This is a genomic window from Micromonospora sp. DT228 (assembly GCF_049841595.1).
Taxonomy (GTDB): domain Bacteria; phylum Actinomycetota; class Actinomycetes; order Mycobacteriales; family Micromonosporaceae; genus Micromonospora.
Window position 1 is genome coordinate 273,634 of the sequence record NZ_JBNCKO010000004.1, and the last position, 19,498, is coordinate 293,131.

General features: G+C 69.8%; 11 protein-coding genes. 5 read left to right on the top strand and 6 right to left on the bottom strand.

The features are described 5' to 3' along the window. Positions 1–399 (bottom strand): hypothetical protein, encoded by a 399-nt coding sequence (locus ACLQ29_RS10765; protein WP_425771465.1) that lies wholly within the window; start codon positions 397–399, stop codon positions 1–3. Between the two features lie 351 nt (positions 400–750). Here ACLQ29_RS10765 and ACLQ29_RS10770 point away from each other — a divergent pair, with 351 nt between their 5' ends. The 4 genes from ACLQ29_RS10770 (at position 751) to ACLQ29_RS10785 (ending at position 4,879) form a co-directional block, all read left to right on the top strand. Continuing rightward, complete coding sequence (locus ACLQ29_RS10770) at positions 751–1,998, top strand: family 16 glycosylhydrolase (protein ID WP_425771466.1); 1,248 nt, start codon at positions 751–753, stop codon at positions 1,996–1,998. Positions 1,999–2,166: 168 nt separating this feature from the next. Continuing rightward, positions 2,167–3,189, top strand: coding sequence for a DUF4331 family protein (locus tag ACLQ29_RS10775; RefSeq protein WP_425771467.1), 1,023 nt, complete (start codon positions 2,167–2,169; stop codon positions 3,187–3,189). 120 nt (positions 3,190–3,309) lie between these two features. Further along, positions 3,310–3,858: a hypothetical protein gene (locus tag ACLQ29_RS10780; protein WP_425771468.1), complete on the top strand. Its 549-nt coding sequence runs from the start codon at positions 3,310–3,312 to the stop codon at positions 3,856–3,858. A gap of 130 nt (positions 3,859–3,988) precedes the next feature. Beyond that, positions 3,989–4,879, top strand: a complete 891-nt coding sequence (locus tag ACLQ29_RS10785) for a hypothetical protein (protein WP_425771469.1) — start codon at positions 3,989–3,991, stop codon at positions 4,877–4,879. A 51-nt stretch (positions 4,880–4,930) separates the two neighbouring features. Here the strand turns inward: ACLQ29_RS10785 and ACLQ29_RS10790 are convergent, their stop codons facing one another. Both ACLQ29_RS10790 and ACLQ29_RS10795 read right to left on the bottom strand, forming a co-directional pair. Continuing rightward, complete coding sequence (locus ACLQ29_RS10790) at positions 4,931–5,161, bottom strand: DUF2188 domain-containing protein (RefSeq protein ID WP_425771470.1); 231 nt, start codon at positions 5,159–5,161, stop codon at positions 4,931–4,933. Positions 5,162–5,233: 72 nt separating this feature from the next. Beyond that, the gene (locus ACLQ29_RS10795) at positions 5,234–5,881 is read right to left on the bottom strand and encodes a M23 family metallopeptidase (protein WP_425771471.1); all 648 of its coding nucleotides are present in this window, start codon (positions 5,879–5,881) and stop codon (positions 5,234–5,236) included. 190 nt (positions 5,882–6,071) lie between these two features. On the opposite strand from ACLQ29_RS10795, the gene ACLQ29_RS10800 reads away from it, so the two are divergent. Further along, positions 6,072–6,569, top strand: coding sequence for a hypothetical protein (locus ACLQ29_RS10800; RefSeq protein ID WP_425771472.1), 498 nt, complete (start codon positions 6,072–6,074; stop codon positions 6,567–6,569). 67 nt (positions 6,570–6,636) lie between these two features. Here the strand turns inward: ACLQ29_RS10800 and ACLQ29_RS10805 are convergent, their stop codons facing one another. The 3 genes from ACLQ29_RS10805 to ACLQ29_RS10815 all read right to left on the bottom strand — a co-directional run bounded on the left by ACLQ29_RS10805 (position 6,637) and on the right by ACLQ29_RS10815 (position 18,954). After that, complete coding sequence (locus ACLQ29_RS10805; RefSeq protein ID WP_425771473.1) at positions 6,637–7,320, bottom strand: hypothetical protein; 684 nt, start codon at positions 7,318–7,320, stop codon at positions 6,637–6,639. A 16-nt stretch (positions 7,321–7,336) separates the two neighbouring features. Then, on the bottom strand, positions 7,337–18,649 hold the full coding sequence (locus tag ACLQ29_RS10810) for a beta strand repeat-containing protein (RefSeq protein WP_425771474.1): 11,313 nt from the start codon (positions 18,647–18,649) through the stop codon (positions 7,337–7,339). A gap of 131 nt (positions 18,650–18,780) precedes the next feature. Beyond that, the gene (locus ACLQ29_RS10815; protein WP_425771475.1) at positions 18,781–18,954 is read right to left on the bottom strand and encodes a hypothetical protein; all 174 of its coding nucleotides are present in this window, start codon (positions 18,952–18,954) and stop codon (positions 18,781–18,783) included. Positions 18,955–19,498: the final 544 nt, after the last annotated feature.

A 19,498-nucleotide genomic window follows, 5' to 3' on the forward strand; every position in this document is an offset into this window, starting at 1 on the left:
TCAGCTGACCTGGGCCACCGGCGCCGGGCGGTGCGTGATCTCCTCCATGAACGGGAACTGGGCGGTGAGCTCGGCGATCGTCAGCCCCGACTGCCAGGCAGCGGCCACCGTGGCGACCTGCAACAGGTCCATCACGTCGCCGCGCGCCAGCACCTCGCCGGACACCCGCAGGTCGATCATGAAGTAGCGGGCCTGCGATCCCAGCTTCACACAGACCACGCCCTGCCCAGAGTGCAGCTCGGCGCAGGTGAATCGGCTCCGCCCCTGCTCGGGGGCGGTGACCCGACCGAGATCGAGCCCGTGTCGGGCAGCGGTTTCGATGAGCGCGGGGGCCAGACCACCTCGCTCGACCAGATCCGGGTAGAGGCGCACACCCAGCGCCGTCGACGCGTCGCTCATGACTGACTCCCACTTCCTTGTGACAGAGACCAGCAGCGCGCAGGTTACGAGGAGGTTTCCCGCACGCCTCGTCATCCTGTCCCGGGTGGACGCCTCACGGCAATAGGAAGGGTCGATTCGACCGCTATCGAGTAACAGACGAGGGCCACCGCTCCGGGGGCCGTCGCGTCCATCTCGGAGTCCCGGGACGGTCGCCGAGCCGCGCTCGGTGTCGACGACGTGATGGGCGATGCGAGCTTATTGGAAACACTCTTGACAGAAAGACATGATATCGACATGCTTCTCTACAGAGAGCGCTCTCCGCCCTTTTCGTCGCGCAGCCTCCACCACTCCCCCGCCGAGGAGCCTCCCGTGTTCACAGCCCGCACCCGGTCTCGTCCCCTCGTCCTCCTGGCGGTTGCCCTCGTCGCGACCGCCGGGGCGCTCGTCCCGGCGCACCCCGACCGCGCCGAGGCCGCCATCGGCTCGATCAGCTGGCAGGACGAGTTCAACTCCCCGTCCGGCACGCCCGTCGACCAGAACAAGTGGCGGTTCGACACCGGCGGCGGCGGCTGGGGCAACAACGAGCGGCAGTACTACACGAACAGCACGAGCAACGCCGTCCACGACGGCCAGGGCAACCTGGTGATCACGGCCCGCCGGGACAATCCCGCCAACTACCAGTGCCACTACGGGCGCTGCGAGTACACGTCGGCGCGGCTGCTGTCGGCGGCCACCTTCACCCAGACCTACGGCCGGTTCGAGGCCCGGATCAAGATTCCGCGCGGCCAGGGCATCTGGCCGGCCTTCTGGATGCTCGGCACCGGCGGCGGCTGGCCCGACGCCGGCGAGATCGACATCATGGAGAACATCGGCCGGGAGCCCAACACCGTGTACGGCACCGTGCACGGGCCCGGCTACTCCGGCGGTGGCGGCATCACCGGCAGCCGCAGCCTCGGTGCGCCGCTCGCCGACACCTTCCACACCTACCGGGTGGACTGGGAGCCGAACGTGATCACCTGGTACCTGGACGGGGTCCAGTACCACCGGGTCGATCCCGCACGGCTCGGCGGCAACCGCTGGGTGTTCGACCACCCCTTCTTCATGATCCTCAACGTGGCGGTCGGCGGTAACTGGCCCGGCTACCCGGACGGCTCGACCCAGTTCCCGCAGCAGATGCTCGTCGACTACGTCCGGGTGTCCAGCTACACCTCCGGCGGCGGTGACCCGGCACCTGGCACCAGCCGGATCAGGGGCGCGCAGAGCGGGCGGTGCGTCGACATTCCCAGCGCCAACCCGGTCGAGGGCGCCAAGCTGCAGATCTGGGACTGCAACACCACGGCGGCCCAGAGCTGGACCTTCGCCTCCGACGGGACGGTCCGCGCGATGGGCAAGTGCATGGACCCCGCCTGGGCCGGCACGGCGAACGGCACCGAGGTCAACCTGGTCAGTTGCAACGGCAACACCGCGCAGCGCTTCACCCTCAACGCCGCCGGCGACCTGGTCAACCTCAACGCCAACAGGTGCGTGGACGTGCGGGACGCCAACCCCAACAACGGCGGCAAGCTGCACCTGTGGGACTGCCTCGGCGCCGCCAACCAGAAGTGGTCTCGCATCTGACCGGCCGAGTGCGAAGGCGCGGGCCGTCCGAGGGAAACTCGGGCGGCCCACCGCCGTGCGGGCCGGCGCTCACCTCCTCGAACCGGATTGACTCGATGAGCGGAGGGCATGACTTACGCCCACTATGTTCGGATTAGTCCATAATCCGGCAGTTCCGGGAGTGAGCTCATGTCGCACCACCTCGATACCCCCCTGGCCGCCCAGGGCGGCCAGTTGTACATCGACGACCTGTACGTCTTCAACGGTGACCGCGCCACCGTGTTCGTCATGGACGTCAACAGCTCGGTGACCAAGGCCGACATCAAGCGCGGCTTCCACGCCGAGGCGCGCTACGAGATCAAGATTCACATCAACCGGTCCGAGGTGGAGGACCTCACCTACCGGTTCGCCTTCGGCGAGCCGGACGGCGACGCCCGGCAGGCCCTCCAGGTGTACGAGCTCAGCGGAGCGGACGCCCGCGACGACGCCGCGATGGGCACCCCCGTCGCCGAGGGGCGCACCGGCGAGGTGACCACCGGCGGCAACGTCCGGATCTGGGCCGGCCGGATCACCGACCCCTTCTACGTCGACCTCGACGAACTCGCCACCATCAACGGCGCCGTCAAGAACGGTTCGCGGGTGGACCGCTCGGCGTGGCGGGTCGACCAGGCCAGGAACAGCTTCGCCGGCACCACAGTCGAGTCGATCGTCCTTGAGGTCTCCCATGACGAGCCACTGCTGCGCGACGGCACTGAGATCGGCGTGTGGTGTCGCACCATGCTGGCCACCGACGCCGGCGGTTGGCGCCAGATCAACCGCGCCGGCCACCCGATGATGTGGCCGATCTTCTGGCCACACGACACCGACTTCTCCGACCCCGCCAACTTCCGGCACCCCGGCAACGACCTCACCGAAGGCGGCGAGGAGATCGCAAACGCGGTCGCCGGGGTGGTCAAGGCGAACGGCACCGCACCGGACCCGCAGGCGTACGGCTGGAGCGTCGCCCGGCAGCTCTACCCCGACCTGCTGTCCTACACGGTCGGCACGGCAGCGAACTTCGGTTTCGCGGTCCGCAACGGCCGCACCCTGGCCGACAACGCGCCCGAGGTGATGTTCTCCCTCGTGTTGAACACCGGCACGACCTCCGGGCTCACCCCGGAGGTGACCAAATCGGCCCGCGCCGAACGGTTCCCGTACGTGATCCCCGCCTGACCAGGCAGCCACGCGCTACTCGTGGGTGGGAAAACACCCTTGTAGTCCGATATGCGGTTGTTTGCGCAGATAGTCTCATCAGTGCAATCCCACGGGGGATGTCAGGACGAAGGAGACTTGATGCGCAGGAAACTTCTCGCCGCCGGCCTAGCCGGTTTCGCCGCTGCCGCCGCCCTCGCCGGGCCAGCCGCCGCGGACACGACGGGCGACACGATCGTGACCCTCACCGTCAACGCCGCCGGTGGCCTCTCGATCACGGTGCCCGCGACAGCGAACATCGGAAACGGCGTGGAGGGCACGACCGTCTCCGGCCAACTGGGCCCGGTCACCGTGCTGGACCAACGGGGATCGCTCACCCCGAACTGGACCGCCACCGTCGTCTCGACCGACTTCGTCACCGGCGGCGGCACCTCCGGGGAGACCATCCCCAACATCAACGTCCTGTACTGGTCGGGTAACGCGACCGGGACGGCCGGCAGCGGCACCTTCACGCCGGGGCAGCCGAGCTCAGCCCAGGCGGTGATCATCAATGTCCCGCGGACGGCGTTCAGTCACACGGGTGGCACCGGCAACAACTTCGCGAGCTGGAACCCCACGCTGCAGGTGAACGTTCCGGATGGAACCGTCGAGGGCGTCTACACCGGGACGGTGACACATTCGGTGGTCTGAGCCGCTCGGCCGGCTGGTGCTGCTGGCCTCGGTCGCTCTCGTAGCGGTCGGGGCGTCGGCGGCACCAGCCGTTGCCGCGCGGGAGCAGCGGTACGAACCTGGGGACGATCCCGCCGCGATCAATTTTCGATTGCTGGACATCCCCACCGCCCGGGCCGAAGATCCCCGCGCCCGGGTCTACATCATCGACCACCTCAAGCCAGGCGCGACGATCAGCCGCCGCGTCGAGGTGCGCAACGATTCTCCGGCGACGCAGAAGATCGAGCTCTACGCCGGCGCGGCCTCGGTCGAGAACACCGCCTTCACCGTGCCCGACGACCGCACCGGCAACGAACTCAGCGGCTGGATCAAACTGACGACGGCCGCCGTCGAGCTCGCCCCGGGCGAACGTGACTCGGTGGCGGTGGACATCGCCGTTCCGAAGAATGCGTCCAAGGGCGAGCGGTACGCCGCCATCTGGGCGCAGGTGACCAGCGGTTCGAAGCAGAACGGCAACGTGGTGCAGGTGCACCGAGTCGGTATCCGTGTCTACCTCGACGTCGGTCCGGGCGGCGAGCCGCCGACGGACTTCCGGATCGGCGACCTGGCAGCCGAGCGCGGAATCGGCGAGTTCCCCGTGGTCACCGCGATCGTCACCAACACCGGCGAACGGGCGCTGGACATGACCGGACGTCTCACGTTGAGCAAGGGAGCGGTCCAGGCCGGGCCGTTCAAGGTCACCAACGGCGTGACGATCCTGCCGGGCCAGAGCGGCAAGGTCCGCATCGCGGTCGATCAGTCGCTGCCCGCAGGCGTCTGGGACGTGCAGGTGTTTCTCGCCAGCGGGCTGGTGGAACGGAAGGCGGAGGGACGTATCACCCTGCCCGTTGCGGCACCGATGGAGCTCGCCCAGTCCCCGACACCGATCTGGCTCGCCTACGCGATCGGCGTCGCGGCGATGCTGGTGCTGCTCGTGCTGGTCGGCTGGTATCTCGCTCGACGACGACGGACACGATTCACGCCAGGTCACCGCGTGAGCTGACGCGGACTGACCTCGTCGGCGCGGCCGAGGAGGTCAGTCCGCGGGATGCTGTCAGCCCTCGATGTCCCGGGGGTCGCGGCTGCGGGGGTAGGTGTTCTTCTCCCCGATCGTGCCGTCCTGCTTCTTGACCACGTGCTCGACGCCGCGGTCGGCCGCCATCTCGCGGCCCTGGGCCTGCGCGTCGACCTTCACGTCATGCGTGCTGGTGGCCCGCTCGTGGCCCTCCGGCTTGTTCTTCCACTGCCCGTCCTCGTGGTACGTGTCGACGTCACCCTTGGCCATGGCCGGCTCCTCTCCGCGTCTGAACTGTCCCCCCAGTCAGTGCCCCGAGCCGGGCCGGGCAAACCGCGGTCCTCAGGAGACGGCCGGGCAGTTGTTGCTCACCCGCCGGAGGATCTGTTCACGTTCGTCGGTGGTGATGCCCGACGCCGTGCCGTCGAAGTACGTCTCGACCTTGTCCCAGCCGCGTCGCTGCTCGTAGTGCAGGTGCGGCGCGCCGGAGTTGCCGGTGCTGCCGAGCCGCCCGAGCTGGTCACCCTGGGCGACCTTCTGACCGACAGCGACCAGGGGCGGTTCGAGCATGTGCAGGTACTGCGTCTCCCACTTGCTGCCGTGGTCGATCTTCACCCAGTAGCCGCCACCGCGCCCCCGTGGGCCGTCCGGGTTCTCCGGGGTGCGGCCGCCCAACGACCCGTTGATGCCCGCCACCGTGACCGTGCCGGCGGCGGAGGCGAGCACCGGCCGCCCCCACGCCTCGCCCTCGATCGGAAAGAAGTCCACGTCGTAGTCGTCGTGACCGGGGTAGGTGCTGAGCTGCCACGTCTCGCCGCAGGAGACCGGCATCTGGAAGAGCGGGCGCGGGCCGGCCGGTCGCAGCATCGGCACCGCGACCACCGCGATGCCCAGGACGGCCGCCACCGCGACGAGCGCGAGGAGGATGCGGAGGGCGCGACTGCGAGGACGGCGGTGGGAAGGGGCTCTGGGCGGGCGGCCGGTCGTCATCGAGCCGAGCATGGCAGATGCCGGCAACACCTCGGCCCCCGCGGGTCTGCACGATGTCCACTTTGGCAGTGCCCAGGGATCACGGCCGATAGGCTCGGTACAAGGAGACGCAGCGGATTAGCACGTGATGACGGGAACAACAATGCGCAGGCCCTTTGAACTGACCGTGGCAATCGGAGCGGCATGCCTGGTGGCTTGTCCCACGCCCGCCCGGGCCGACAGCACCGGCGACGTCACGGCCACCGTCGTCGTCGCCGGCGGTGAACTCTCCATCATCGTGCCGGCGAGCGCAGATCTCGGGCAGGGGTCGCCCGACGAGGGCATCTCCGGTCAGCTCGGCACGGTCACCGTCGTCGACGATCGCGCGCAGCTCACGGCGACCTGGGTGGCGACCGTGACAGCGACTGACTTCACCACCGGTGGCGGGACGCCGGAAGAGACGATCCCGGCCAGCACGATCGACTACTGGTCCGGACCAGCTACGCAGGACGTCGGCACCGGCGTCCTCGTACCGGGTCAGCCCACCGCGGCCGAGGCGGTGCCACTCGCCACGGAGCCCAGGGCGTTTAGCAGGACCACCGGTGACGGACTGAACAGGGCCAGCTGGAACCCGACCTTGATCTTCGAGCTGTCACCGTCCACGGTGGTAGGCGTCTACACCGGAACGGTGACCCACTCGGTCGGCTGATCGGCGCCGTACGACAAGCGCCGGCTCGGCAACCGCCAATCGGCGGCCAACGCGGCTCGCGGCTCGCTCAATCCAGACTGACCGCGCCGGCCATTCGGTCGGTGCTCTCGGTCGGTCGGGACGCCGAGTGGGCGGGCGCGGGCGCAACCCGGCGTCGGCGGTGGCGAAGCAGGACGATCGCGCCCAGGCCGACGATGAGCAGCGCCACCACCGCACCCGCGGACCAGGGCCAGGACATGCCGGAGCGCTCGGCGGCCGGGGCGACGGCGCCGGCCGGGAGCAGATCGGAGTGGGTCGCGCAGACGAGTGGCTTCTTGCCGTCCTTGGCGGTGGCACACGCAACCGTGGCGAGTCGCAGAAGATCCTTTGGCGTCTCACCGACCCGGGCCACGGTGGTGAAGGTGGACTCCTGACCCACAGTGAGGTCGGTGTCCCAGGTGACCGCGCCGTCCCGAGACTTGCCTCCGCGGTCGGCGGAGACGAGGGTCAACCCGGTCGGCAGGCTCTGCGAGACCTTGATGTCCGCCACTTTGGTGGTGCCGAGATTGCGGACGGTGAGCCGGTATGTCAGCTCGTCGCCGGCGGCGACCTCGGTCCGGCCGTCGTCCACCGTGATGCTGAGCAGCGGGCCGGGCGGCGAGGCCGACGCGGACGGCTTCGGCGTTGGGGCCGCCGCCTGCGCCGGGGCGACCGCCGGCCCGGCCAGCACCCAGGCGGCCAGTGCGGTCGCCAGGACAGGGATCCTTCGCATGATGCTCCTCAGGCTGTTACTCGGTAATCGCCACGTACTCCAACGTCGTGGAGTACTCGTCGGCTACGACCGCGGGAATGCTGACCTCGTAGTCGTTGCCGATCGCGTCCCCGCCCGGCGCCGACGGCCCGGGCTGGCGGTGCACCACCACCGGCGTCACGTCGGAGAGTTCGCGGAAGACGCTGGTACCGCTCTCCCGTACCCTCAGGTTCTCGATCGGGATCGTGTACGGATTCGCGGGATTCGCCCCGACCAGTTCGGGCGCCAGCCCGCGCACTGTCACGGCGTATCCGGTGGGGCTGTTGGTGGTGACGGTCATCGTGACCGCCTCGGGCCGACCGACCACCTGCTGAGGCCGGCCGGTCAGGGTGAACCCGGCCGGCAGGCCAGACAACGTGATCGACTGCGCGGCCACGACGACAGTTGCGGTGCATGCTGGGCCGCCCCCACCCGCCGGGCAGGTATTACCGAGGGTGGTGGAGGCCACGGTGTTGACCAGGCTCCCGTCGCCGGAGACCGGTTGGTTGACGGTGACGCTGTAGGTGATCGCGGCGGTGGCACCGACCGGCAGGTCACCGGTCCAGGTGAGCACCGGGGCGGTGTAGGACAGCACGCCCGTGGTGGTGACGGCATCGCCGACGTACACGGCGTCATCGAGGACGCCGACGAGCGAGTCGGTGAATGTGGCGCCGCTGTAGGGAGCCTGCCCGCTGTTGGTGACGAGCACCGAGTACCGCACGGTCCCGCCAGCGACGACCGTGCCGGTGTCGGCGGTCTTGGTGATGCTCAGTTCAGGGATCCGGACCGCGACCGTCGCGGTGCAGGCCGTCGATCCCGGACAGTCGGCGCCCACGGTGCTGGAGCTGACGGTGTTCACCAGGCTCTGGTCGCCGGTGTCCGGGAAGTTCACCGTGACCGAATAGGTGATCACCGCGACCGCCGCGACGGGAAGGTCACCGGTCCAGGTCAGCACCGGTGCCGCGTAGGAAACCAGACCGGAACTGGAGGTGGCGTCCGCGTTGTACACGGCGTCGTCGAGCACACCGGTGAGCGAGTCCGCGAGGGTCGCGCCGGTGTACGGCGACTGTCCGGTGTTGGTGACCGTGACCGTGTACGTGACAGTGCCGCCGGCGGTGACGGTGGCGGTGTCCGCGGTTTTGGCGATGCTCAGCCCCGGGATCAGGATGGCGACCTGGGCGCTGCACCTCGGGTCGGCGTTGCCGACCGCGCAGTTGTTGGCCTGCGCGCCGGAGCTGACCGTGTTGACGAGGGTGCGACCGGCGACCTGGCTGTCGCTGACCGTCACGGTGTAGGTGATCGTCACGGCGGTGCCGACCGGCAGGTCACCGCGCCAGGTCAGCACCGGTGCCACGTAGGAGACCACCCCGGAACTGGAGGTGGCGTCGGCGTTGTAGACCGCGTCCCCGAGCAGGCCGGCGAGCGAGTCGGTGATCGTCGTGTCGACGTACCCCGTCTCTCCGGTGTTCGTGGCGGTGATGGTGTAGGTGACGGTGCCACCTGGCGTGATGGTCGGGTTGTCGGTGGTCTTGTCGATGGCGAGGCCGGGCAGCAGCACGGCGACGCTGACGGTGCAGGCGGGGCCGGGCGCCGCCGTCGAACAGTTGCTGCCGGGCGCGTCGGTGGTGATGGTGCTGGCCAGGGTCCGGTTGCCGGTGTCCGGGTTGTTGACCGTGACCGTGCCGGTGATGACGATGACGCCGCCGACTGGGATGTCGCCGGTCCAGGTCACGTCGGCACCCACCACGGTCAGGGTGCCGGAGCTGGCGACCTGGTCGCCGTTGGGTCGGGCGTCGTCGAAGACGTTCGCGGCGTCGGTCACCACCCGGATGCCGACGTACGGGGTCGGGCCGGTGTTGGTGAAGGTGGCGGTGAACCGGACGACGCTGCCGGGCGTGGTGGTGGCCACATCGGCGACGTTGGTGATGCTGAGCGCCGGGATGAGCACGGTGACGGTGACCGTGCAGCCCGGGTCGGTTCCCCCGGCCGGGCAGTTGCTGCCCGGCGTCGTGGAGGTGACGGCGTTGGTCATGCTCCGGTCGCCGTCGGAGGGGTTGTGCACCGCGACCGAGTAGGTGATCACGGTGCTGCCGCCGACAGCGAGGTCACCGGTCCAGGTCAGGGTCGGCGCGGCGTACGACACCACGCCACCGGTGGCGACCGCGTCGTCGTTGAAGGTGGCGTCGTCGAGCACGGCCGCGAGGCTGTCGCTCAGGGTGGCCCCGGTGTAGTCGGTCTGGCCGCTGTTGGTGACGGTGATGGTGTAGCCAACCGTGCCGCCCGGGGTGGTGGTGCCGACGTTGGCGTGCTTGTTGATGCTCAAGGCCGGCAGCAGCACCTGGACGGTCGCCGTGCAGGCCGGATCCGAGCCTCCGGGCGGGCAGTTGTTGCCCGCGGCGGTGGAGCTGACCCTGTTGACCAGGACGCGGCCGCCGGTCTGCGGATCGTCGGCGGTGATGGTGTAGGTGATCGTGACCGACCCGTCGATCGCCAGGTCACCGGTCCAGGTGAGGGTCGGCGCGGCGAAGGCGACGACGCCCGAGCTGGCGACGGCGTCACCGTTGTAGGTGGCGTCGTCGAGCAGGCCGGCCAGGTCGTCGGTGACGGTGGCACCGGTGTACGGGGTCTCGCCGACGTTGGTGACGGTGATGGTGTAGCCGACGGTGCCGCCGGGGACGGTGCTGGCCCGGTCCGCGGTTTTGAGCACGGTCAGCGCCGGGATGAGGATCGTGACGGTCGCCGTGCACGCCGGGTCGCTGCCGCCCGACGGGCAGTTGTTGCCGGGTGCGGTGGAGTTGACCACCGAGGTCATGATCCGGTTGCCCAGGTCGGGGTCGTGCACCGTGAACGAACGGGTGATGGTGAGCACCGCACCGACCGGCAGGTCACCGGTCCACCGGATGGACGACGTATTCGGCACCAGCTCCAGCGTGCCCGTCGAGGCTGTGGCGTCGCCGTTGTAGGTGGCGTCGTCGACCGAGCCGGCGAAGTTGGTCGTTATCTCGATTCCGGTCAGCGGGGTCGTTCCGGTGTTGGTGGCCGTGGTGGTGTACCGGACCGTGCCACCCGGTATCGAGGTGGGGGCGTTCGCCGTGTTGACGATGCTGAGCACCGCCACCGTCACGGTGGCCGTACAGGCCGGGTTGGTGCTGCCGACGGCGCAGCTGCTGCCGACGGCCGGCGAGCTGACCCGGCTGGTCAGGAGGCGATCGCCGTTGTCCGGATCGGCGACCGTCACGGAGTAGGTGACAGTGGCCGTCGCCCCCGGGGCGAGGGTGCCGGTCCAGAGCAGGTTCGGGCTGGTGAAGGTGACCGTGCCGGTGCTCGCGGTGGCATCTCCGTTGTAGGTCGCGTCGTCCAGCAGCCCGGCCAGCGCGTTGGTCACCGTGACGGCGGTCTGCGCGGTCTGTCCGGTGTTGACGATGGTGATGGTGTAGCCCACCTGCGCGCCGGGCGTGGTGCTGGCCGTGCCGGCGGCGACGGTGATGCCCAGGCCGGGCGTGAGCACGGGTACCAGCACCGAGCAGTCCGGGTTGGAGCTGGCCGGCGGGCAGGTGCTGCCGACCTCGGTCGAGGAGACGGCGTTCACCATCGTCTTGTCTCCCGGGTCGGGGCTGAGCACGGTCATGGTGTACGTGATGACGGCGCTCTGCCCCGCCGCGAGGTTCCCGGTCCAGGTGAGCGTCGGCGCCGCGTACGACAGAACGCCCGCGGTGGCGGTGGCGTCGTTGCCGAAGGTCGCGTCGTCCAGCGCGCCGGTCAGGTCGTCGGTGACCACCGCGCCCACGTACGGTGCGGTGCCGGTGTTGTTGACGGTGATGGTGTAGCCGACCGTGCTGCCGGGTGTCGTCACCGGCGTGTTGGCGACCTTGACGATGCTCAGGGCCGGCACCAGCACGTCGACCCGGACGGTGCAGCGCAGATCGGTGCCGCCGACCGGGCAGTTGTTGCCCTGGATCGCTGAGCTGGCCGTGCTTGTGATGATCTTGTCGCCCTGGTCCGGATTGCGGACCAGGAAGGTGCTGGCGATGGTCACAACGCCGCCCACCGGCAGGTCACCGGTCCACGTGAGACCGCTCGGTCCGACCACGAGAACGCCGGAGGTGACCGTGTCGCCGATCGGCACGGCGTCGTCGAGCAGGTCCGCGCCGCCCAGGTTGACAGCCGCGCCGAAGTAGGCGGTGCCGCCGTCGTTGGTGATGGTGGTGGTGAGGACGACCGTGCCGCCGGGCAGCGCGGTGGCCATGTCGGCGGTGTTCAGGATGGTCACCTGCGACACGGTGACCCGCGTGGTGCACCTCGGGTCGACGCTGCCGGCGGCACAGTTACCGCCGTCGGAGTCGGAGACCAGGGTGTTGACCATCAGGTTGTCACCGGTGACCGGCTGCACCGTCACGCTGTAGGTGATAGTGACGGACCCGGCCGTCGGCACGTCACCGGTCCAGGTGAGCACCGGGGCGGCGTAGCCGATGGTGCCCACCCCGCCGGCCGAGGCGTCGTTGTTGTAGACGGCGTTGCCGAGCACGTCGGCCAGCGAGTCGTCGAAGGTCGCGTCGAGGTACGGGGTGAGCCCGGAGTTGGAAACCACCACCGTGTACGTGACCACCGACCCAACGCTTGCCGAGGCCACGCTCGCGGTCTTGGCGAACGTCAGTTGGGACTGGTCGACGATCGCGACGGTCACCGTGCACTGGGGGTCGGCGCCGCCCACTGGGCAGTTGGCCCCAGCCGCAGCGGAGGTGACGACGTTGGTGAGCACGTCGTCACCGGTGGCTGGATTGTCGACGGTCACGCTGTAGGTGACCGTCACGGTGGCACCGACGGCCAGGTCGCCGGTCCAGGTGAGCACCGGCTCGGCGTAGGAGACCGTGCCGGCCGTGGCGCTGGCGTCCGCGTTGTAGGCGGCGTCGTCGAGAATCCCGGTCAGGTCGTCGGCGACGCTCGCGGCACTGTAGTCGACCTGACCCGAGTTGGTGATGGTCAACGTGTAGGGCACCGCACTGCCCGGCAGCGCGGTCATGGCAGTCGTCGACTTGGCGATGGTCAGCGCCGGGGTGAGGACGAGCACAGTCGAGCTGCACCCGGGCGCCTGAGTCGTCGGGGTGCAGGAACTGCCGACGGCCGTGGACTGCAGGGTGTTGAACATGATCTTGTTGCCCGGGTCGGGCGAGCGCACCACCACCGAGTAGGTGATCGTGACGACCGCGCCGACCGCCAGGTCACCACTCCAGGTGAGGGTGGTGCCGGCAAAGTCCAGGGTGCCGGCGCTGGTCACCGCATCGCCGCTGTACGTCGCGTCGGTCAGCACCGCCGCCAGCGAGTTGGCCACACTGATCGCGGTGTACGGCGCGGTGCCCGAGTTGGTGATCGTCACGGTGTAACCGACGGTCTGCCCCGGCACGGCGGTCGCCGTGTCCGCGACGATGTCCAGTGCGAGGCCCGGCACCAGCACTGCCACGCTGAAGACGCAGCGCGGATCCGTACTCGCGGGTGGGCAGTTGTTGCCCGCAGCCGCCGAGAACGCGCGGCCGCTGATCTGCCGGTCGCCGGTGTCCGGGTCGAGCACCGTCGCGGTGCCGGTCAGCGTGATGGTCTGCCCCACCGCGATGTCACCGGTCCAGACCGCACCGCCACCGCCGGCGGTCAGCGTCCCCGAGGAGGCGGTCTGGTCACCGGTGGGCAGCACGTCGTCGATGAACCCGCCGAAGTCGAGATTGACCCTGGTGTTCAGGTAGGGCACCTGGCCGGTGTTCGTGAAGGTCGCGCCGACCCGGATCAGACCACCCGGCAGGACGGTGGCCGGTTCGGCGTCCAACGCGATCACCAGTCGGGCCACCGGCACGGTGACCGTGCAGCGGGCGTCGCTGCCGCCGACGGTCGGGCAGTTGCTGCCCGCAGCGGTGGAGCTGACCCGGTTGCTGAGGATCAGGTCACCGGCGACCGGATCGTGCACCGTCACCGAGTAGGTGATCGTCACCGACCCGCCGACGGCCAGAGGTCCGTTCCAGATCAGGTTGGGGCTGACGAAGCCGACCGTGCCGGCGGAGGCGACCGCGTTGTTGTTGTAGGCCGCGTCGTCGAGCACGCCGGCCAACGCGTCGGTGACGGTCAGCGTCGGGTACGCGGTCTGCCCGGTGTTGCTGATGGTGACGGTGTAGCCGACGGTCGCACCCGGCGTGGTGGTCGGCACGCTGGAGGTCTTGGTGATGGTCAGTGCCGGCACCAGCACCAACACGGTGGCGGTGCACCGCGCGTCGCTGCTGCCCGTCGCGCAGTTGTTGCCCGGGGTGCTGGAGACCACCGTGTTGACCAGCGACTTGTCGCCCGGGTCCGGGTCGAGGATCGTCATCGAGTACGTGATGGTCGCGGCGGCACCGATGCCCAGCGCGCCCACCCAGCTCAGGTTGGGCGAGGTGTAGCTGACCGTGCCGGACGAGGCGGTCGCGTCACCGTTGTAGGTGGCGTCGTTGAGCGGGTTGGCCAACGAGTCGGTGAACGCCGCCGCCGCGTAGGCCGTCTCGCCGGTGTTCGTCACGGTGATGGTGTAGGTGACCACGCCACCGGGGACGGTGGTGGCGCTGTCCACGGTCTTGACGATGGCCAGCCCCGGCAGCAACACCGTGACGGTGGCCGTGCAGGCCGCGGCGGGCGTGCCGGCCGGGCAGTTGTTGCCGGCCGCCGTCGAGCTGAGCGTCGAGGTCAGCACCCTGTTTCCGGCGTCGGGGTTCTGCACGGTCACGGAGAAGCGAACGGTGGCAGTCGCGCCCACCGCGAGCGCGCCGGTCCAGGTCAGCACCGACCCGGACACGTCGACGGTCCCGCTGTCGGCCGTGGCGTCCGAGTTGTAGACGGCATCGTCGAGCACGCCGGCCAGCGGGTTGGTGACACTTGTCGTCGCCGGGTACGCCGACTCGCCGGTGTTGGCGATGGTGATCGTGTAGCCGACGGTGTCGCCGGGGATGGCGGTGGTCGCGCTCGGGGTGTTGGTCAGGGTCAGCCCGGGCAGCAGCACGGCGACCGTCGCCGAGCAGCGGGTGTCGACGCTGCCGGTGGCGCAGTTGGCGCCCGGTGTCGGGGAGACCAATCGGTTGGCCATCGTCCGGTCACCGGTGGCGGGACTGCCGACGGTCACCGAGTACGTGATCGTGGCGGATGCGCCGACGGCCAGGGCGCCGCTCCAGGAGATGGTCGGGTTGGTGTAGGAGACAGTCCCGGAGGTGGCGGTGGCGTCGCCGTTGTAGGCGGCGTCGTCGAGCACCCCGGCCAGCGAGTCGGTGAAGCTCGCCCCAAGGTAGGCGGACTGGCCCGTGTTGGTCACCACGATCTCGTAGGCCACCACCGCACCGGGCGTCGTGCTCGGCACGCTCGCCGTCTTGAGCAGCGTCAGCCCGGGGATGAGGATGGTGACCGAGGCCCTGCACCGCGGGTCGATGCTGCCGGGGGCGCAGTTGTTGCCGACCGCCGAGGACGACACCACGCTGGTCAGCACCGGCTCGCCGGTGGTCGCCGGGCCGACCGTCACGCTGAACGTCACGGTCACCGTCGCGCCGACCGCGAGGTCACCGTTCCAGGCCAGGATCGGACTGGCGTACGACAGCGACCCGGCGGTGGTGGTCGCGTCATTGTTGTACGTGGCCCGGCCGAGCACCCCGGCCAGCGAGGTGGCGACACTGATCCCCGTGTACGCGGTCTGCCCACTGTTGGTGATGGTGACCGTGTAGCCGACGGTGGAGTTGGGTGTCGTGTTCGCGGTGCTCGCGGTGTTGGTCAGGACCAGGCCGGGCACCAGCACGGTGACCGTCGCGGTGCAACGGGAGTCGTTGGCGGTGGCTGGGCAGTTGCTGCCCAGGCTGCCGGAACTGACCGTGTTGGTCATGACCTTGTCGCCGGGGTCCGGAGCGCGCACGGTCATCGTGTAGGTGATGGTGGCGCTGGCGCCGACCGCCAGGATGCCGGTCCAGGTCAGGTTCGGCGAGCTGAAGGAGACCGCACCAGTCGTCGCCGCCGCGTCGTTGTTGTAGACCGCGTCGTCGAGTGCCGCGCCCATCGCGTCGGTCAGGGTGGCGGCCGGGTAGGCGGCCTGCCCGGTGTTGGTGACCGCGATGGTGTAGCTGACCACGTCGCCGGGCGTCGCGGTGGTCCTGTTCGCCGTCTTGACGATGGTGAGCGCGGAGACCGGAACGTTGACCGTGCACCGGGCGTCGAGGCTGCCGGCGGTGCAGTTGGTGCCGAGCGTGGGCGAGGTAATCGTGTTGGTCAGCATCAGGTCGCCGGTCGGCGGGCTGGCCACGGTGACCGAGTAGCTGATGGTCACGGCCGCGCCGGCGGCCAGGTTGCCGGTCCAGCTCAGGGTCGGGCTGACGAATGTGACGGTGCCCGAGGTGGCGGTCGCGTCAGCGTTGTACGTCGCGTCGTCGAGCACCCCGCCGAGCGGGTCGGTGATGGTGACGCCGTTGAGCGCGACCGTGGCGGTGTTGGTCACGCTGATCGTGTAGTTCACCGTCCCGCCGGCCGCCACGGTGTTCACGTTCGAGGTCTTCGTCACGACCAGCGGCCCGGTGGTGATCACCAGGGTGACCGGTGCGGTCGCCTGTTGGCCGGCGGCGTCGACGACCCGCACCGTGAAGCTGGAGCTGCCCTCGGTGGTGGGGGTGCCGGAGAGCAGACCGGTGCTGGGGTTCAGGGTCAGACCCGGCGGCAGTGTGCCCGCGCTGACCGACCAGACGAACGGCGCGGTTCCGCCGTTCACCGTGAGCTGGGTGCTGTACGGGACGCCAACCTGGCCGGGCGGTGGCGGCGGGAACGTCAGCGTCGGCGAGGCGGTGATGCCGAGGGCGACCGTCCTGGTGGCGGCCTGGCCGAAGGAGTCGACCACCCGGACGGTGAACGAGAAGTTGCCGCCGAGGGTGGGGGTGCCGGAGAGCAGACCGGTGCTCGGGTTCAGGGTCACCCCGGGCGGCAGACTGCCCGCGCTCACCGACCAGACGAACGGGCCGGTGCCCCCGTTCACCGTGAGCTGGGTGCTGTAGGCGATGCCGACCTGCCCCTGCGGCGGCGGCGGGAACGTCAGCGTGGGCAGCGGCGCGATGACGATGCTCAGCGCCTGGGTGGCTGCCTGGCTGCTGGCGTCGAGCACCCGGACGGTGAAGTCGAAGGTCCCGGCAGCCGTGGGGGTGCCGGAGAGCAGACCCGTGCTCGCGTTGATGGTCACCCCGGGCGGCAGACTGCCCGCGCTGATCGACCAGGCGAACGGTGCCGTACCGCCGTTCACGGTGAGCTGGTTGCTGTAGGGGACGCTGACTTCGCCGGCGGGCGGCGCGGGGTTGGTGAGGCTGGGCGACTGGTTCGGGATGACCGGCGCGGACTGCGCCGACGGTGGTCCGGCACCGCCCGCGTTGAGGGCCGTCACCGTGAAGGTGTACGCGGTGCCCGGCGTCAACCCGGTCACCGTCTGGGTGGTTGCCGCGCTGGCGAAGGTCTGCGGGGTCTGCGCCACCCCGCCGATGTACGGGGTGATGACGTAGGAGGTGATCGGGCTGGCGCCGGTGCTGGGCGCGGTCCAGGTCAGCCGGGCCGACGAGTCGCCGGCACTGGCTGCCGTGATGGTGGGTGCCCCGGGCACCGCGTACGGCACTACCGCGTTGGACGCCGGACTCGTCGCGCTGGTGCCGATCGAGTTGATCGCCGCGACGGTGAACGTGTAGGTCGCGCCGACGGTCAGCCCGGAGATGACCCGGCTGGTGGTGGACGTGTCGTAGGTGATCGGGGTCTGTGCCACCCCGTTCCGGATCGGGGTGACGACGTAGCTGGTGATCGGGCTGCCGTTGCTCGCCGGGGCCGTCCAGTTCACCGTGGCGCTGGCCAGGCCGGCGGTCGCGGTGGGCGCGGCCGGGGTGGCCGGTACGTCGGTGTAGACGTAGCTGGCGGCGGCGGCGACGCCCCGGGTGACCACTGTGACGTTCACCGTGGCGGCACTGCTGCGGGCGGGCATGGACGAGATGCTCAACGTCCCGTTCGCGTTGACGGTGAAGCAGCCAGCGGCCGGGCCGGACGGGCAGGGCAGGAGGACGACCGGCGTACCGGCCTGCTGCTGCGCCGTGGTGCCGATCTCGATGGCGGTCGCCCCGGCGATGTTCGTCCCGCCGACCGTCACCGCGACGCCGCCGGCGATCGTGCTCGTCGCGGGCGAGACGGTGATGCCGCTCGGCGTCGCCGGCGGTGTGCCCACGACAGTGGTGGTGGAGATTCCGGGGTTGCCGTCGATGGACGAGGCGGTGACCGTCGACTGCGTCTGGATGATCGACGGTGTGACGGCGGACCCGGTGACGATGGCGACCACCGAGATCGGTGGCAGCGAGGTCCCGTTGGCGAAGGGCCCGTTGCTGTTGGTGCAGGTGACGGTCTGCCCCGTTGGCGGCGCGCAGACCCAACCGCTACCGAACGCGCCAACCGGCACCACACCGGTCGGCGTGGTCGCGGTCATCGAGACCGGGGCTGTCTCGTTGGCGCCGACGGCGACCGAGGGAACCACCGTGTAGTTGACCGGATCACCGGGCTGGGGGTTCGGGCCGGTGTAGCTGGTCTGCGTGACGTTCAGGTCGGGCACCGGGTTGAAGGTCACCACGTTGGTGTTGTCGACCTCGTGGTTGTCCACCACGGAACCGGTGGACGCCACCCAGCCGAAGGCGAGTTGGCGTGGGATGCCGTTGCTGTTCAGCCAGTTCGGTGAGGGGTAGAGGCCGGCGGCGACCGCGGGTAGCGGACCCTCCAGGACCCGCGAGACGCTCGCGCCGACCGGCCGGAAGACCACCATGTAACGTCCGGCCGCCACCACCAGACCGGAGGCGGTGGTGAACGACGAGGTGGTCGGGTTGATGACCACCTCGACCGGTACGACCGAGGCGGCGCGGTTGTTGGCCCGCAGTGGGACTACCGGCGACGATCCGTTGGTGGCGGTGCTGTTCAGACCGCAGTAGCCGACCGTGCCCCGACCGGGTCCCCGCACGAGCACCTGACCCGGAATCCGGGAGGCGGTGACGAAGGCTGGGTCGGTACAGCCGCTCCCCTGGTAGGTGGTGGTGCTGTAGTTGCCGAAGACGTCGAACCCGATGCCCAGGTAGCCGTTGGCCAGACCGGGCAGTGTCCTCGTACCGGTGTATCCCAGCCCTCCCCCGGACTGGCCGATGGTGGCCGGCGCGGCCGGGTTGGCGGGGTCGACCGCCGCGAGGACGAGGGTCATCCCGTCCGCACCGCCGGTGTTGCCGTACTGGTAGAGGTTGAAGGTCATGTCCAGCCCGGACGCGGTGGGCACGCTGGTCGCTCCGAAGAGCCCACCGGTCCGGTTGAGGGTGGCGTCGGTGAGTCGCAGCTTGCCGCTGCCGGGCGCGTCGGTCTGCGTCGCACAACTGTGCAGGGCTCCGGTGCTGACGTTGCCGGAGGCGCTCAGGCAGGCGAAGTTCGGGGTGGTGGACGCCGCGGGTAGGGCCGGCAGGACGATCGGACCGAGTCCGTCCGGGTGTTGTTGTGGAAGGGCTGGTTGAACAGGACGGTGCCGGCTGCCTCGGCGACGACCGGGTTGAGCACGGCGACCAGAGTGGCCAGCAGGGTGCCCACCACGCAAACTGCGGTTCGGCGTCGGACCTCGCGGCGACCGAACAGTCGCGAGGACCGGGTGCGGGTGTTCAACGGGCCACGTCCGTGCTGTCGACGATCGCGACAGTCAACGAGGGGCGCACGCCGTTCGTCGCGGCACCGCTCCGACCCCGTCTCGCCGTAAAGCCATTCACCATCGCCACGGACATGCGTCAACCCCCCATAAGACGCACTAAGGCTATGCCAGCCGATAAGCCGCCTTCAGGCGTAATCGGAAAAGACAGGACGAATCGGCGCACGGACCGGACCTGAGCGTGATTTCGTGAATCGTGAAAGACGCTCGGCGGATGGCGGTCGGCCCGCCGGCCAGACCAATCGGGACGGACCGAGGGATAGCACGTGGCCTACCGGGTCAGGTCGTCAAGAACCGACGCCGGCAGCGCCGGATGCGCTCCGTCACCCGCCACCGTGGACGGCTCCGGCGTCGCCGGGGGGGGCGGCGGGCGCGTAGACCCCTCGCCGAGCCCCCGCGAGAAGTCGATCTAGCGCGGGCCCCCACGGCGGGGGG

Coding starts and splice junctions, on each gene's coding strand:
- ACLQ29_RS10775 (WP_425771467.1), top strand. CDS start 2,167: ATGTCGCACCACCTCGATACCCCCCTGGCCGCCCAGGGCGGCCAGTTG.
- ACLQ29_RS10790 (WP_425771470.1), bottom strand. CDS start 5,161: ATGGCCAAGGGTGACGTCGACACGTACCACGAGGACGGGCAGTGGAAG.
- ACLQ29_RS10795 (WP_425771471.1), bottom strand. CDS start 5,881: ATGACGACCGGCCGCCCGCCCAGAGCCCCTTCCCACCGCCGTCCTCGC.
- ACLQ29_RS10765 (WP_425771465.1), bottom strand. CDS start 399: ATGAGCGACGCGTCGACGGCGCTGGGTGTGCGCCTCTACCCGGATCTG.
- ACLQ29_RS10805 (WP_425771473.1), bottom strand. CDS start 7,320: ATGCGAAGGATCCCTGTCCTGGCGACCGCACTGGCCGCCTGGGTGCTG.
- ACLQ29_RS10780 (WP_425771468.1), top strand. CDS start 3,310: ATGCGCAGGAAACTTCTCGCCGCCGGCCTAGCCGGTTTCGCCGCTGCC.